13 protein-coding genes are annotated in these 15,653 nt (G+C 49.4%); 2 read left to right on the top strand and 11 right to left on the bottom strand.

Annotation, left to right across the window (positions count from 1 at the left end):
• Nucleotides 1-38 precede the first annotated feature (38 nt).
• Both pflB and adhE read right to left on the bottom strand, forming a co-directional pair.
• Nucleotides 39-2,285, bottom strand: a complete 2,247-nt coding sequence (pflB, locus tag CRG97_RS10660) for a formate C-acetyltransferase (RefSeq protein ID WP_098742930.1) — start codon at nucleotides 2,283-2,285, stop codon at nucleotides 39-41.
• A gap of 319 nt (nucleotides 2,286-2,604) precedes the next feature.
• Nucleotides 2,605-5,214 (bottom strand): bifunctional acetaldehyde-CoA/alcohol dehydrogenase, encoded by a 2,610-nt coding sequence (adhE, locus tag CRG97_RS10655; protein WP_098742929.1) that lies wholly within the window; start codon nucleotides 5,212-5,214, stop codon nucleotides 2,605-2,607.
• A gap of 276 nt (nucleotides 5,215-5,490) precedes the next feature.
• Between adhE and CRG97_RS10650 the strand changes: the two genes are divergently transcribed.
• The gene (locus CRG97_RS10650) at nucleotides 5,491-6,219 is read left to right on the top strand and encodes a Crp/Fnr family transcriptional regulator (RefSeq protein WP_098742928.1); all 729 of its coding nucleotides are present in this window, start codon (nucleotides 5,491-5,493) and stop codon (nucleotides 6,217-6,219) included.
• A gap of 87 nt (nucleotides 6,220-6,306) precedes the next feature.
• Nucleotides 6,307-6,465 carry an asparagine synthase gene (locus CRG97_RS10645; protein WP_071223816.1) on the top strand — a complete coding sequence of 53 codons (159 nt, stop codon included), beginning with the start codon at nucleotides 6,307-6,309 and terminating at the stop codon, nucleotides 6,463-6,465.
• 271 nt (nucleotides 6,466-6,736) lie between these two features.
• Here CRG97_RS10645 and CRG97_RS10640 read toward each other — a convergent pair whose 3' ends face one another.
• The 9 genes from CRG97_RS10640 to CRG97_RS10600 form a co-directional block, all read right to left on the bottom strand.
• Nucleotides 6,737-7,525, bottom strand: a complete 789-nt coding sequence (locus CRG97_RS10640) for a formate/nitrite transporter family protein (RefSeq protein WP_098742927.1) — start codon at nucleotides 7,523-7,525, stop codon at nucleotides 6,737-6,739.
• A gap of 47 nt (nucleotides 7,526-7,572) precedes the next feature.
• Nucleotides 7,573-7,890, bottom strand: a complete 318-nt coding sequence (nirD, locus tag CRG97_RS10635) for a nitrite reductase small subunit NirD (protein ID WP_098742926.1) — start codon at nucleotides 7,888-7,890, stop codon at nucleotides 7,573-7,575.
• A gap of 95 nt (nucleotides 7,891-7,985) precedes the next feature.
• Nucleotides 7,986-10,424 carry a nitrite reductase large subunit NirB gene (gene nirB, locus CRG97_RS10630; RefSeq protein ID WP_098742925.1) on the bottom strand — a complete coding sequence of 813 codons (2,439 nt, stop codon included), beginning with the start codon at nucleotides 10,422-10,424 and terminating at the stop codon, nucleotides 7,986-7,988.
• A 178-nt stretch (nucleotides 10,425-10,602) separates the two neighbouring features.
• A complete protein-coding gene (locus CRG97_RS10625) occupies nucleotides 10,603-11,280 on the bottom strand; it encodes a hypothetical protein (RefSeq protein ID WP_098742924.1) in 678 nt (225 codons plus the stop codon).
• Between the two features lie 183 nt (nucleotides 11,281-11,463).
• Nucleotides 11,464-11,784, bottom strand: a complete 321-nt coding sequence (locus CRG97_RS10620; protein ID WP_071223811.1) for a winged helix-turn-helix transcriptional regulator — start codon at nucleotides 11,782-11,784, stop codon at nucleotides 11,464-11,466.
• A 147-nt stretch (nucleotides 11,785-11,931) separates the two neighbouring features.
• On the bottom strand, nucleotides 11,932-12,600 hold the full coding sequence (locus CRG97_RS10615) for a uracil-DNA glycosylase (protein ID WP_098742923.1): 669 nt from the start codon (nucleotides 12,598-12,600) through the stop codon (nucleotides 11,932-11,934).
• A 176-nt stretch (nucleotides 12,601-12,776) separates the two neighbouring features.
• A complete protein-coding gene (locus CRG97_RS10610; protein WP_076320839.1) occupies nucleotides 12,777-13,499 on the bottom strand; it encodes a ThuA domain-containing protein in 723 nt (240 codons plus the stop codon).
• Between the two features lie 43 nt (nucleotides 13,500-13,542).
• Nucleotides 13,543-14,511 carry a sugar phosphate isomerase/epimerase family protein gene (locus tag CRG97_RS10605; RefSeq protein WP_076320838.1) on the bottom strand — a complete coding sequence of 323 codons (969 nt, stop codon included), beginning with the start codon at nucleotides 14,509-14,511 and terminating at the stop codon, nucleotides 13,543-13,545.
• 44 nt (nucleotides 14,512-14,555) lie between these two features.
• Nucleotides 14,556-15,641: a Gfo/Idh/MocA family protein gene (locus CRG97_RS10600; RefSeq protein ID WP_098742922.1), complete on the bottom strand. Its 1,086-nt coding sequence runs from the start codon at nucleotides 15,639-15,641 to the stop codon at nucleotides 14,556-14,558.
• Nucleotides 15,642-15,653: the final 12 nt, after the last annotated feature.

Raw genomic sequence — 15,653 nt, 5'->3', positions numbered from 1 at the left:
GTCATCCTTTCTGTATCCGCTATGGTTGTCTTCCATCCTTACATCGATCCGTGGAACGTACGGTTGATGACATCAAGCTGCTGTTCGCGCGTCAGCTTGACGAAGTTGACCGCATAACCCGATACGCGAATCGTTAACTGTGGATAATTTTCCGGATGCTCCATTGCATCGATCAGCTGCTCCCGGTCAAATACGTTGACGTTCAGATGGTGCGCTTTGCTGCCAAAGTAACCGTCCAGCATCGCAACCAGATTGTTCACACGGATATCACTTTCTTTACCAAGGGCTTTCGGCACGATCGAGAACGTATTCGAGATGCCGTCAAGACTATCCTCATAAGGCAGCTTGGCCACGGAAGTCAGCGAAGCGAGAGCTCCCTTCTTATCGCGTCCGTGCATCGGATTGGCACCCGGCGCAAACGGCTCGCCTGCCTTACGTCCATCCGGCGTGGTTCCTGTTTTCTTGCCGTATACGACGTTCGACGTAATCGTGAGCACCGATTGGGTCGGCATGGCGTCACGGTAAGCCTTGTTCTTGCGAATCATGCTCATGAAGGTCTCGACCAATTCAACGGCGATGCTGTCCACGCGATCATCGTTGTTGCCGTAGCAAGGGAACTCGCCTTCGATTTCAAAATCCACTGCAATTCCTTGCTCATTGCGTACCGGCTTCACCTTCGCATATTTAATTGCACTCAGTGAATCCGCTGCTACGGACAGGCCTGCGATGCCGCATGCCATCGTGCGCAGGATATCCCGGTCGTGAAGCGCCATCTCAATCCGTTCATAGCTGTATTTGTCATGCATGTAATGGATAACGTTAAGTGTATTCATATAGAGCTTCGCGAGCCATTCCATCATCGGCTTGAATCGCTTCATGACTTCATCATAACTCAGGACCTCGGCGGAGATAGCCGGGTATTCCGGTCCAACCTGGGCGCCTGATTTCTCATCCTTACCACCGTTGATCGCATAGAGCAGCGCTTTGGCAAGGTTTGCTCTGGCTCCGAAGAACTGCATCTGTTTCCCGATGCGCATGGCGGATACGCAGCAGGCGATGCCGTAATCGTCTCCGTAGATCGGACGCATGAGATCATCATTCTCGTATTGAATCGAGCTGGTTTCGATGGAAACTTTCGAACAATATTTTTTGAAGGCTTCCGGCAGCTTCTCCGACCATAATACCGTCAAGTTCGGTTCTGGAGCAGGTCCCAAATTATACAAGGTATGCAGGAAACGGAAGCTGTTCTTGGTCACTCTCGTCTCACCGTTTACCGACATGCCGCCGATGGATTCCGTTACCCACGTTGGATCCCCGCTGAACAGCTCGTTATAATCCGGCGTACGCAGGAATTTCACGATCCGCAGTTTCATAACGAAATGGTCGACTAGTTCCTGAGCTGTTTCTTCCGTCAGCTTGCCTTCAGCGAGATCCCGTTGAATATAAATATCAAGGAAAGAAGATACTCGGCCAAGCGACATCGCAGCGCCATTCTGTTCCTTGATCGCGGCCAAATAACCGAAATACAACCATTGGAATGCTTCCTTCGCCGTATTCGCAGGTTTGGAAATGTCAAATCCGTGCATACCCGCCATTTCCTTAAGTTCCTTGAGTGCCCGCATTTGTTCAGACAATTCTTCCCGCAAACGGATGACCGGCTCATCCATGGCATCCACTTCAAGCTCGCCGAGTTCTCTCAATTTGTCCTGAATAAGAGCATCTACACCGTATAGCGATATTCTGCGATAGTCGCCAATGATACGTCCGCGACCGTACGCATCGGGAAGTCCCGTAATAATCCCGGCCTTGCGCGCTGCTCTCATCTCTGGAGTATAGGCATCAAACACGCCTTGGTTATGCGTTTTGCGTATGCCGTTAAAGATATCCACAACGGCCTGCGGCATTTCAAAGCCGTATGCGTTGCACGCATCAATCATCATCCGGATCCCGCCAAAAGGCTGGATCGAGCGTTTGAACGGCTCATCGGTCTGAACGCCGACAATCTGTTCTTTATCCTTGTCCAAATAGCCAGGTTGATGAGAAGTGATGGTTGAAGGTGTATGGACATCCACGTCCAGTACCCCACCGTTGTCCCGTTCTCTCTTGGTTAAATCCGATACGATATCCCACAGTGCTTTGGTGTTATCCGTGGGTCCTGCCAAAAATTCATCAGAGCCATAATAAGGAGTAATGTTCTCTGCAATAAAATCATTAACGTCAATTTGCTTGGTCCATTTACCTGATTTAAAACCTTTCCAGCCTGTTTCTTTTTCAATCACCGACATATTGAATCCCTCCTAGATTTGCTGGGGCTTGCTAGGCCAGGCGAGGCCACACCTTGATCTATCTCAGATCTTTAAATGTGATTATTTTCACGATCAATGATGCCATTACCCCGCCTTGTACCTTCAAGCTTCTTTATCAAAGACCTGAGATTCAGCTTCTTGCTACACCTTTATTGTAGTCCTGTTAATCCCTTGCATCTGTGATATTAATCACAAAGTTATCTTTTCCCGTGATTTTTATCACTCTGAGTCTGGTCTTGCGTCACTTACCTCAACATCCTCACGGATCTTCATGATCGGCATTCAGAGCCTATCCTATCTAGAACCGACCGTAGAATGCGTTGCGGTAAACTTCTGCGAGCTCTGTCACCAGCGGCAGCTTCGGATTGCTCGTTGTGCACTGGTCTTCAAAAGCCCGGTCCGCCAAATGCTCAACATTCTTCTCGAAATCTTTAGGATCGATGCCAAGCTGCTGGAACGACTCCTCGATACCGAGCTTGCTGTTCAGCTCCCGGATCGCGCCAATCAGACTGTTTACGCCCTCTTCCGTTGTTCTTGCCGGCAGCCCGAGAATCCGTGCGATTTCAGCATATCTCTCATCAGCCACAAAGTGGGTGTATTTAGGCCATGCCGCGAATTTTGTTGGCTTCTTGGCGTTGTAACGAATGACGTGAGGCATCAGGATCGCATTGGTGCGTCCGTGTGCCGTATGATACTGGCCGCCCCACTTATGCGCAAGACTGTGATTGATGCCAAGGAACGCATTCGCAAAAGCCATGCCGGCAAGCGTCGAAGCATTATGCATTTTCTCGCGGGCGAGTTTGTCACCGGTCAGCGCCGACTGCTCAAGATATTGGAACACCAGCTGTATGGCTTTGATGGCAAGCCCATCCGTATAATCGCTGGCCATCACCGATACGTAGGCTTCAATAGCATGTGTGAGAACGTCCATGCCGGTATCAGCTACCGCTGTTTTAGGCAGCGTGTATACAAATTCCGGATCGATAATCGCCACATCCGGTGTCAGCTCATAGTCAGCCAGCGGGTACTTGGTATTCCCCAGCCCTTTGTCCGTGATGACGGCAAACGATGTCACTTCCGAGCCGGTTCCCGACGTTGTTGGAATGGCAACGAATTTCGCCTTCCGTCCAAGCTTCGGATATTTATAGACCCGCTTGCGGATATCCATAAATTTTTGCTTCAGATTGTTAAAGTCCGTATCCGGGTATTCATAGAACAGCCACATCGCTTTCGCTGCATCCATTGGCGATCCGCCGCCGAGGGCGATAATGCAGTCCGGCTGGAACCTGGCAAGCATCTCCGTTCCGCGTTCTACTGTCGTTGTTGAAGGATCCGGCTCGACCTCCGAGAAGACCTCGATGGCCACTGGCACTCTGCGCTGACGCAGATAATGCTCTACCCGCTCCACATAACCCAGCTTCACCATCATGGGGTCGGTAACGATCGCAACACGGGTGATTTCCGGCATTTTCGCGAGATACTGCGTGGAGCCTTTTTCAAAGTAAATTTTGTCCGGTACTTTAAACCACTGCATATTCACGGTTCTGCGGTTCACCCTTTTCACGTTGATTAGATTGACAGCCGTCACGTTCGACGAAGTGGAATTACGTCCATACGAGCCGCAACCCAGCGTCAGCGATGGCAGGTTCGTGTTGTAGATATCCCCGATACCGCCTTGCGAAGAAGGCTGGTTCACCAGGATGCGGCAGGTTTTCATCCGATCCGAGAATTTCATAATAATGTCTTCATTGTGCGAGTGGATCACCGACGAGTGGCCCATGCCGCCAAAAGCAACCATCTCTTCAGCGCGTGTTATCCCTTCCTCGGCATCCTTCACCTTATAGCAGGCCAGAACCGGACTCAGTTTCTCGGCGGACAGCGGGTAAGCCGGACCGACCCCTTCCAGCTCGGCGATCAGGATCTTGGTGCTTTCCGGTACCTCGAAACCGCAAGCCTCAGCAATCTTAGCTGCCGGCTTTCCGACAATGGAAGGATTAACCGCACATTTCTCCGATACCATCGCATGCGCAGTCAGTTTCGCCAGCTCTTCCTTGTTGACAAAATAACAGCCGCTGGCAATCATTTTTTTCTTCACTGTATGATAGATAGGCTCTTCGATAATGACAGCCTGCTCGGAAGCGCAGATCATGCCGTTATCAAAGGTCTTCGATAAAATCAAATCGTTCACTGCTTGATCCAGATCCGCGCTCTTCTCTATAAAGCAAGGCACGTTACCTGGTCCTACGCCTAGGGCCGGCTTGCCGCAGCTGTATGCCGCTTTGACCATCGCCGAACCGCCCGTGGCCAGAATGCAGGCGACGTCAGGATGATTCATGAGTGCATTGGTTTTATCCATGGAAGGAGCTTCGATCCACTGGATGCAATCGGCAGGAGCACCTTGTTTCACGGCGGCATCCCGCAGTATCAGCGCGGCTTCCCGGCTGCATGCCTGCGCGGATGGATGGAATCCGAAGATGATCGGGTTTCTTGTTTTAATGGAGATCAGCGCCTTGAATATGGTTGTGGAGGTCGGATTGGTTACCGGTGTTATCCCCATGATTATCCCGATCGGCTCTGCTATTTTTTGAAAGCTGTCATAGGCGTTGTCTTCAATAATACCCACCGTTTTGTCGTACTTGATGCTGTTGTGGATATATTCTGTGGCGAACAGGTTCTTGATAATCTTGTCTTCGTACACGCCGCGTCCCGTTTCCTCAACCGCCATCTTCGCCAGTTGCATGTGCTTCTCAAGGCCTGCCATGGCCATCGCCTGTACAATCCCGTCGACTTGCTCCTGATTCAATTCCATAAAACTTTCTTTGGCCCGATTCGCCTTGTCAATCAGACCTTGAATGTACTCCGATGCTGTTTGTCCCTTAACTTCAACCGTTCCTTTGCTCACAGCCATATCTCTCATCCTCCCATGGTTCATGTTTCTTTCTTCTCTACGCTTTGATCGTAACACAGCCTTCTCTAAATTCATGTGAAATATTTCACAATATAATAATTTATATTTTCTGTGTGATTTATACCTGTCTTTCCCTCCTTCTAAGTGAAAGAGATCACAAAGTTTGAAAATTCGCCACGATTTCCCTCTTATTCTCCCCCAAAAGTGAATGTTTTCACGTTATAATGTATTTAAAGATTAAACAGATCAAATTTTAGGATGTTAGGGGATACCAACATGAATACTACTGTAGACCATGTAATGGAAATCGAAAACTTAGGGAACACGCAGTGCTTCTCGGAACAAAACCGCAACCGTCTGCTGGTCAGCATGAAGGAAAGGGTACTCCCTGAAGGATCCCATTTGTTCTGGGAAGGTGACTTTGCCGACAAGCTGTACTACGTTAAACAAGGACGAATTAAATTAACTAAATCGACTGATGAAGGCAAAGAGCTTATTCTATATATGTACCATCCAGGAGACATGGTCGGGCAAGCCGATCCATTCTTCAGCAACAATCACAGTTTCTCGGCAGAGGTGCTGGAGGATAGCGTTGTCGGTGTCATCGAGCACAAGGATCTGGAGCTGCTGATCTGTCAGCATTGCGACTTTGCCATTGATTTTATGAAGTGGATGGGCATTCATCACCGCATCACCCAGACCAAATTCCGTGATCTCATGATGTACGGAAAGCCCGGTGCTTTAACATCGACATTGATCCGTCTGAGCAATACCTACGGACAGCATCAAGCGGATGATACCATTCTCATCAACAAGAAGATTACCCACACCGATCTATCGAACATGATTGGGGCGACCCGCGAAAGCGTCAACCGGATGCTGAGTGACTTACGCAAAAAAGATGCCATCGAATATGCCGGCGGAATGATTGTCATTAAAGATCTTCCGATGCTGCAGGAAATCTGCCATTGCGAGCTGTGTCCGAACGAAATCTGCCGGATTTAATCGGCCAGTTCCCTGCTGTGCATAATATACAGTCATCTGCTTACAATAAACCTTGTCTTTCAAACCAAATTAAAGGGAGTGCTCAGCATGCGTGAAGGTTTGATTCCTGCTGTTCTTGGAACCGTGGTTTCTGCTTCGGGTGCCGCTCTGCTTGGCAGCAAGTATAAACTTGCCGCAACCGGTATTCTCGGCTTCGGACTTGCTCACATTGTGCTTGGTGCGATTGACCTGGTGGAACATCGGTAAAGGATTTGGAAGACAAGGTACACGAAAAGAAACCGTTTCTTGGTAAATGGAAGCACAACTCACCATTTACCAATGGAACGGTTTCTTTGTATACTCATTAGGTTCCACTTCATCTGCCATTGGCTTGGAGGTCGAAGCCTCCAAATCATCTCGTTCGTATATAGTTAAAGAAGCGGTCAACCGTTTGGTTGACCGCTTCTTTTCGGCTGTCTATCAAGTGAGCAAACCTGCTTACGGAACTGCTCCTACTCTTCGATGTCGCCTACAAAACCTACTTTTGCTTGCTCTCTTTTCCCGACGAGATAAACCAATAAGCCATCCCCACAAACAATCCACCGCCAAGGATGTTCCCTAGCGTGACCGGCACCATGTTGCTGATCCATCCGCCGATGGAAATGGTCTCGGGATGCCCCGGTAAAATCGTCGCGAGTGTCAGAAGTGTCATATTAGCTACGCTATGCTCGTACCCTGTTGCAATGAAGGCAAACAGACACCACCATATTAAGATCAGCTTTGTCGTTTCTCCCTTGGCCCGAATTCCCATCCACAAGGCCAGACAGACAAGCCAGTTACACAAGATGCCTCTGAAGAACAGCTCCATAAACGGATCATTCATTTTCTTGGCAGCAGCCGTGAAGATGAGATGGTCTGGCGGCAGGCCTTTGAACAGGCCGGAAGCATACACCAGATAGCTGAGCAGAATCGCTCCAGCCAAATTGCCGATAAACACGAGTACCCAGTTTTTCAGCGTATCCCCCATCGTCGTTCGTCCGGATAATGTGCTTATCGTGAAAAACATGTGATTTCCGGTAAACAGCTCTGACCCGGCGAACACCACCAACGTGAGCGCGATCCCGAATGCAGCTCCCATGACGAGGGATTGGAAGGGTGAACCGGCCGCTGCGAGCGGCGCCCCCAGCTTAAAGATTAATACAATCCCTATGCCGACATACGCGCCGGCCAGCATAGCCGATACCATATAGCGCAGCAGATTATGATTCATCTGCTCTTTTTTACCGACGGCGGCATTGACAACGGCTTCCACATCTGTTTTAAACATGGGATACCACCCCTTGATTTCGTCTGTTTATTAAGTGATTGCTGGCCTTAAACACCTACCTCAACCTTTCCGTCCACGGCGCGAATCGGGTATACACGAACCTGACCCTTATCCGGAGCCTGTACAAGCCCGGTTGAAAGCTCGATTTTCCAATCGTATAACGGATCGTAGATGTAGTGCCCGGATACGATGGCTTCCGAGAGTGGCCCACCTTTGGGATGAGGGCTTTGATTGTCCAGCGCAAACCATTGATGATCCGAAGTCCGGAAGACGGCAATCTCCCGATCTTCGAGTTGGACCACCCTTCCGATCTGTGATAGAAAATCATGTTCATTCCCTACCATAATAAATTTTTTGATTTCCATAACATTCGACCTCCACTTCTCTTTTCTATCCCCATCCATACTGCGAAAAGTTCTCTATGTTCAGGCGGCAAGAGGGAAGTAGATTCCTCCCTCTTTTATTTGCTGCTGACCGGTTTTGCATCCTCAAATAACGTATTGCGCAGCTTCTCGTCGTTCAGCACTTTCTTCCACGGATCCTCGACTTGCTGCAATGCAAGCTCGATTCTCTCCACCAGTTCCTTACGCTGCTTGGTATCGTCCAGGATAACCGCTCGAATTTGTTCCAGTCCCAAGCGCTCTACCCACTCCGATGTTCTCTCCAGGTACTTGCCGGTTTCACGGTAATACTGCATCAAGGCTCCGCAGATTTCGACCAGCTCTTCATCCGTTTTCACTTTGCAGAACGAATCCGCCAGACGTGCCTTCGTTCCGCCGTTGCCTCCAACGAATATTTCCCATCCACCGTCATTGCCTACGATCCCGATGTCTTTCGTACACGACTCGGCACAGTTTCGCGGACACCCGTTGACTGCCAATTTAAATTTCGCCGGGAAATCCAGTCTTTCGAATTTCTCCTCGAGGAATGCCCCCATGCCCATCGAATCCTGCGTACCAAAACGGCAAAATTGGGAACCTACACAGGTCTTCACGGTCCGCAGCGATTTGGCATAAGCATAACCCGACGGCATATCGAGCTCTTCCCAAACGCTCGGTAGATCTTCCTTCTTAACACCGATGAGGTCCAGACGCTGTCCGCCGGTAACCTTTACAACCTTCACATTGTATTTAAGCGATACATCCGCGATTTTCTTCAAATCCTCCGGTGTGGTAACACCGCCGTACATTCTTGGGACGACCGTGTACGTGCCGTCTTTCTGAATGTTGGCGTTCATCCGTTCGTTGACAAAACGGGATTCCCTCTCCTCTTGATGGGTTACCGGGTTCAGCATCGCCAGATAATAATGAATGGCCGGGCGGCATTTCGAGCAGCCTTCCGGATTGCTGAAGTTTAGAACATGCATGACTTCTTTCGTTGTCTTGAGTCCTTTGACACGGATTTCGGCGACAATCTCGTCCCGATCAAGGGTTGTGCACGGGCATATTCCTTGTTTGCCTGCCGCCTTAAAGCCATCGCCCAATACGCTCTGGAGTATTTGCTCCACGACAGGTTTACAGCCGCCACACGAGCGGGTAGCTCCTGTGCAAGCTTTGATCTCATCCACTGTCGTAAAACCCTGTAGAGTAATGGCATCCACAATGGCTTTTTTGGTTACGCCGTTGCAGCCGCACACGATTTCATCATCGGGCATCTTCTCCAGTGAAAATGCCTTGCCGTTTCCTGTTCCTGCGCTGTCAGTGCCCATGATCGAATCGTAAATCTCATCCGTCATGGCTGTCTTCTTCCGAATCATGGATTGAAGGCTTGCCGAATCGCTCACATCTCCGAACAATATCGCCCCAACGATGATATTGTCGCGAATTAATATTTTCTTATAGGTCTTGCGCCAATCATCTTTCGCGGTGATCACCGAGTGCTCGGCTTGCTCCATGAACTCGCCGGCAGAGAATACATCCACACCGCTGATTTTCAACTTCGTCGATACAATGCTTCCCTCGTAAGGCTTGCCTTCCACACCGCATAGATGCTTCGCCAATACCTGTCCCTGTTCGAACAACGGTGCAACCAGGCCGTAGCATGCGCCCCGATGCTCACAGCATTCGCCAACCGCATACACATCCGGCCAGGAAGTCTGAAGATAATCATTAACGACGATTCCCCGGTTCACTTCGATCCCGCTCGCTTTAGCGATCTCGGTGTTCGCTCTGATGCCCACTGCCATGACCACCAGGTCGGCATCAAGCTCATCCCCATCCTTGAAGCGGAGTCCCGTAACTCTGGTATCTCCCAATATTTCGGTTGTTTGTTTGCCTAATAAGAAGTTGATACCCTGCTGTTCAAGCTCCCTTTTCAGCATGCCGGATGCCATCGAATCCAACTGGCTCTCCATCAAATCCTGCATGAGATGAACCACCGTCACCTCCATGCCCAGGCTGACCAATCCTTTGGCAGCTTCCAGACCCAGAAGTCCTCCGCCAATGACAGCCGCTTTCTTGTACGCCTTAGCAGCTTGAAGCATCTGCGTGCAATCGGCAATGTTTCGGAAACCGATAACGCCTTCTTTGTCACTGCCCGGTACGGGTAAAATAAAGGGCTTCGAGCCCGTTGCTATCATGACTTTGTCATAAGGCACCGTCAATCCGTTGTCGGCGGTCACGACCTTGCGTTCCCCATCGATGGCAGTTACAGTGGCATCCGTGTGCAGAGTGATGTGGTTATCTTCGTACCATTTCCAATCATTCAATACAATGTCATCCAATGTTTTGCTGCCTTCCAACACATACGACAGCATAATGCGGTTATAATTCGGATGCGGCTCCTGTCCAATGACGGTGATGTCAAAATTCCCACCCAATTTAATGATTTGCTCGACCGTACTAATCCCGGCAATACCGTTGCCAATGACAACTAACTTTTCTCTCTTTATATTGGACATCATCTGATTCCTCCCCAACACGTTTATCTAGATCGTGGTATTCCGTTGCTTTCACATAAATTATATCGTCTGATCGCATTAATTTTTGTGATATATTTCACATAAATCGTTAAAATTTAAAATAAAAATGCCAAATAACCCTGTCCGCATCGAACAAGGTTATGAGGAGGCATGCTCTCTATATAATATCGGCTTCCATATAGGCTCGTTCGCCGCTAGGAACTTTCAAATAAGGGCGAATCCCGGCAAATCCCTTCGCGTCCAGGTTCACCCCGGTCATCCAGTTCCCCTCCAATAAGCCTCGATCCGATTGCATAATGACGGCAGGTGCCTGGATATGCTCCTGATACAGAACGATGTCCGCCTGAATAGTCTTAAAGGCTTTTCCTTGTTCCACCAACGGTACGGCGCTGATATACGTTGGCACAAAATAATTTGCGATCACATCCAGCTCTTCCCCGTCAAAAAACGGCTCGCTGCCAAGGAAGGGATGCAGCATTACGATTTTCTCATAGAGTGACCAGATGATCATCTGCAGAAATCTTCCCGTGCGTCCTATATTCTGCCCGGTGGACGCATTGAATCGATCGGTTTCATAACCAATGAACTTCCATCCGCCGGGGGCTTTGACCCATTTCTGAAACATATCAACAGCATCGGCACCGCTATGGCTAACGGATTCTGCAGATTCCGGGCTTGTTCCAGACGCAGCTAACCACAAGGAATCCGGCACATACTGGCTCAACATCCGCTTGGTCTTCTCAAAAATATGAAGCACTTTTAATGAAGCGTTTTCAAGTTCTGAGATGTCCTCTTGTCCATAATGGAAACGGGAGATATACGTTCGCTTGGTCATGGGCTCGCCTCCTTGATATGCCGCTCTCGGTATTTACATCATATAGCAGCTGCGTCCGCTTGGTGCATGTCCACCTATTCTTGCCGTAAAGAAACAGGAATCATACTTCCATTTAGAAAAAAAACCCTGAAATGAGGATGTCTCATGCCAGGGTTTAATCATCAAGGGGAGTCTTAAGATGACTCATCTTTCGACCCATTGTTCTGCCCAGGATGCAATTTGCTCCATCACCGGACGAAGTGCCTTACCTTTTTCAGTCAGTTCATATTCAATACGTACCGGTGTTTCCGGATAGACATGACGAATCAAAATGCCTTCGCATTCCAAATCCTTCATCCGCTCGGAGAGCATCTTATCGCTCATGGACGGAATCAAATTCGAAATATCCTTAAATCGCTTAGGCCCGCTCATCAACGTTTGAATAATCAAACCGTTCCACCGTTTGCCCAGAAAAGAAAATGCAGATTCAAAACGGGGACACATCGTAACATTTGTAACTTCCATATCCCTTCACCTCTTTACGAAGTCACCTTGTTTATAGAAATTCATAAGCTTAATTAAAAATCTAGAAAACTTACGAATTGTAAGTATGTTTCATTTTAGCACATTTCCGAGAAACTGAAAACCACCTAGCCCCTTTTTCCCATAAAATCAGCGCTTATCCCATAATATACGAGCCAAAATATCCAAATCTTTCTCGATCCAAGTGGATAATTTCCTATTATACAGTACCGCCGCTGGATGGAATAGAGGGAATATCTTATAGGTTTCCGCCGAGAACATGTAACCCCTATCTGGATTCTCCGGATCGGTTGCTTGCTGGACCGGCCCCTCCATCAGTTTGCCGTGCAGCGATGTCACCGTTTCATGGCTTCCGATTAACCGGTGCAGCGCCGTATTTCCCATGGGTGCGATAATGTGCGGGCGAACCCATCGAATCTCTTCATCAAGCAAAGGTGCATGGGCCAATATTTCTACCTTCGTCGGTGTGCGATTGGAACGGCTGATGACACTCTCGCCCGTGGACCTCACGATTACCTTTTCCTTATAAGGCCTGCTTCTCATGGCACTGGTAATATACACTTGCTCCCGGGTCAGGTTCAGGCGTTCCAGGTAGGCATTCATCTCTTGTCCGGCCTGCCCTACAAAAGGTAAGCCTTCCAGAACCTCATGGGCGCCGGGTGCTTCTCCAATAAACATAATTTTGGCGAAGCGGACTCCTCTCCCGAGCAGGAAGCCCTCAACGGGTTGATGGGCCAGCATGGCCTGGCATATGGCGATGGTTGTTGGATCTACAGGTGCGCTTTGTACTTCACTCATGTGTACAGCCCCCCTTCTTGTATATCATACAATACCCCATACTTAGGTATATTCTATCCCTAGCCGGCAAAAACATTTCCGTGAACATTCATCGTTAACGATAAAACGAGCCGCTCAAGGACTACACCCTGAACGACTCGTGAACTCATTGCTTCTTAAAAAATGCTGCTCATAACTTAGACTAAAACGGGTAGCGCACGAACCGGCTGGCTGTTGCCGAAGGTTTGCTTGCCTGCCGTGGAATAAGCCCAGTTAATCGCATTGGTGATCACTTTCAGCACTTCGGGGTTGTAGTAGGTTGGATAGGTCTCATGCCCCGGACGGAAGTAGAAAATGTTCCCATGACCGCGCTTGAACGTGCAACCGCTGCGGAATACTTCGCCGCCTTCGAAATTGCTGACAAATACCAGCTCATCTGGGGCTGGAATATCGAAGAATTCCCCGTACATTTCCTCATGCTCGATGATGATCGGACCTGTAATTCCCGCCGCGATCGGATGCGTTGGATTCACGCTCCAAATAATTTCCTGTTCCCCTGCTTCGCGCCATTTCAAATCGCAGCTCGTACCCATTAACGCTTTGAACGGCTTGGAAAAATGTCCGGAGTGAAGAACGATCAGCCCCATCCCATCCTGCACGCGCTTTACGACCTTGCTTACGATTTCGTCACTAACCTGGTCATGAGCCATATGCCCCCACCACAACAGCACATCGGTTGAATCCAGTACATCGTCCGTCAATCCATGCTCCGGCTGGTCGAGCGTTGCCGTTCTGATGACAAAATCCGGATTTTGCAGACCCTCCGCCAATGCTGTATGAATCCCTGTCGGGTAAACGCTGCGAACCTCGTCATGGATTTTCTCGTGCACGAATTCATTCCAAATGGTTACGTTAAGCATGTTGCTGTTCCCCCTAATTGCTTATTCGGCTTACTCTACGCTGTTAAACCCACCACATGTCCCCAAGCGGCTCTTCGATCAGCACTTGCTGAAGGTTTTGCACCGCTTTGGAGAAGCCTTCTTCGATGGACATCAATCCATCTTCATGTTCAATACTTACGACATAATCATATCCAACCAGACGAAGGGCACTCATCATATCAGCCCATTCCTTCACATCATGTCCATAGCCTACGCTGCGGAACTGCCATGCGCGATCCAGCATGTTGGCATAAGACTGCATATCGGTCAGACCGTGCTTGTTCACGTTGATCGGGTCAATGCTTGTATCCTTCGCGTGGAAGTGGTGGATTGCCCCTTCGCGGCCCAAAATTTGAATCGCTTGAACAGGATCAATCCCTTGCCACCACATATGACTCGGATCCAGGTTGGCCCCAATCACTTCGCCTGCGGCTTCACGCAAGCGGAGCAGCGTGCCTGGCGTATGAACGGAGAAGCCGCCGTGCAATTCCAAGCCAATCTTCACATTGCGGTCTGCGGCAAATTTACCCCATTCGGTCCAGTAAGGAATGACCTTGTTATCCCATTGCCAAGTCAGAATCTCTTGGTAGTCGTTAGGCCAAGGCGCAACGGGCCAGTTCGGGTATTTGGCATCCTCATGGTCGCCTGGGCAGCCGGAGAATGTGTTAACAACAGGTACTTCAAGCTTCTCGGCAAGTTCTACCGTTTTTACGTATGTGTCATGAAACTCTTTCGCGATTGCTTTTTGCGGATGAAGCGGATTGCCGTGGCAGCTCAGTGCGCTAATAATCAACCCACGGGATTCCACCGCATTTTTGAAGTTCTTCAGCGCGGTTTCATTTTCCAGCAGCTCGACCGGGTTGCAATGCGCATTGCCCGGATAACCGCCTGTTCCGATCTCAACCGCTTTAAGCCCCTTGGATGCCACATAGTCCAAAGCATCCTCCAATTTACGTCCGCTCAGCAATACCATAAATACGCCTAATTTCATTGTATACCTCCTGGTTTACCTTAGTATTAGTAATGATGTAAGATTTAGTTATCGAAATAAACCGCTTTTCCTGTCTTCGCCGATTCATAGATCGCTTCCAGAATTTGCGTTACAACAAGCGCTTGCTCCGGTTTAACCACAGGATCCTTATCCTCAATAATGGCTTCCAGCCACATTCTGGCTTCACGGTCCGCATCATTTTCCTTGGAACCGGAATAGAACGCGACGCCGCCAGCATTCAAATCCACTTTGGTTTCATACAATCTGCTCATTTTCTCGCCATTAATACGCAAACCGTCCTTCATGTCAGCTCCGCCTTCCGTACCCGCAAGGACGGCTTTGGCTTCGCCCGTCTCAACGACGTTAAGAGCCCAGCTAGATTCCAGAATAATCGTTGCGCCGTTCTCCATCGTAATGAACCCGAATGCCGAATCCTCTACCTTGAACTCCTTCGGATCCCAAGGACCGAACGCATTCGCCGCATTCTCGCGTTGACCCAGTTTATGGAACGTGGATCCAAGCACGCTCTTCGGCTTGTAGTTGTCCATCAACCACAAGGTTAAATCCAGTGCATGGGTGCCGATATCGATCAACGGACCTCCGCCTTGCTTCTCTTCGTCAAGGAATACGCCCCAGGTCGGAACGGCACGGCGGCGAACAGCCAGCGCTTTACCGTAGTAGATCTCGCCCAGCTCGCCTTCCTCGCAGACCTCTTTCAGATACATGCTATCATCTCGGAAACGGTTATTGTAACCGATGGTAAGTTTTTTTCCTGTACGCTTAGCGGCGTCCAGCATGGCTTTGGCTTCGGAAACGGTTTTCGCCATTGGTTTCTCGCACATGACATGCTTGCCTGCTTCCAAAGATGCAACCGTAATCTCGGAGTGCGAATCGTTCGGCGTACACACATGAATGACATCGATGCTGCCGTCTTGCAGCAGTTCTCTGAAATCCGTGTATACTTTTGCGCCTTCAACTCCATATTCGGCAGCCGCCTTCTGCGCGCGTTCTAGGGCGATGTCGCAAAAAGCTACCAATTCGGCCTGCGCCTGCTTCTTCAAGCTCGGCATATGCTTGCCATTGGCAATTCCCCCGCAACCGATAATTCCGATCTTCAATGTTTTCGACATGTCCATTTCCTC

Origin of the sequence: Paenibacillus sp. EZ-K15, from assembly GCF_002573715.1 — a bacterium.
Classification (GTDB): Bacteria; Bacillota; Bacilli; order Paenibacillales; family Paenibacillaceae; genus Paenibacillus_AQ.
The sequence above is the reverse complement of the archived record's forward strand: the minus strand, read 5'-3'. Positions and strand labels throughout refer to the sequence as shown.